Origin of the sequence: Corynebacterium sp. S5S1 (genome assembly GCF_001913985.1) — a bacterium.
GTDB classification, from domain to species: Bacteria; Actinomycetota; Actinomycetes; order Mycobacteriales; family Mycobacteriaceae; genus Corynebacterium; species Corynebacterium marquesiae.
The window spans coordinates 2,917-3,377 of sequence record NZ_MKXT01000089.1; the positions used below are offsets into that span (position 1 = coordinate 2,917).

The following is a 461-nucleotide window of genomic DNA, read 5'->3' on the forward strand; positions in this document are numbered from 1 at the left end:
AGCGCTGGATCATTCCGCGCCAGGAGCTATTGGATTGGTATGAGGTGTTTACTCCGAAATCGCCGCCGGAGCCCATTCCTAGCAGACGCGCACCGTAGAACTCCCAGGTGGCATCAAAACGCACGAAAGCTGCCAGCAGGGTTGCCAGTGCCGCAGAAGCCCCCGCTGTGATAATCGCGCGGATGTCTTTGCGCACCAAGAAATACAACAGCATCGCCAGTGGTGTGAGCTTGATGGCTGCTGCGATGCCGATCAGCCAACCCTGCGGAAGTGTGCGCTTCCGGGGAACTAGATCGAGTACCACCAGCGACAGCAAAATGACGTTGATCTGGGCAAAACCATGATTGAGCTCGACGGGTTCGCTGATCAATGCCAGCGCCCAGCTGGTCGCGGCGGCAGGCAACGCCCAGCGGCTATTCTGCAGTAGCCAGCGCCAGACTAGCCAGAGACACAACAGCAGT

General features: G+C 58.6%; 1 protein-coding gene. It reads right to left on the reverse strand.

The window, feature by feature from the left end; genetic code table 11:
• Nucleotides 1-461 (reverse strand): glycosyltransferase family 87 protein (locus BKN05_RS12410; protein WP_286688774.1); only part of this gene is annotated, 461 nt, incomplete at both ends.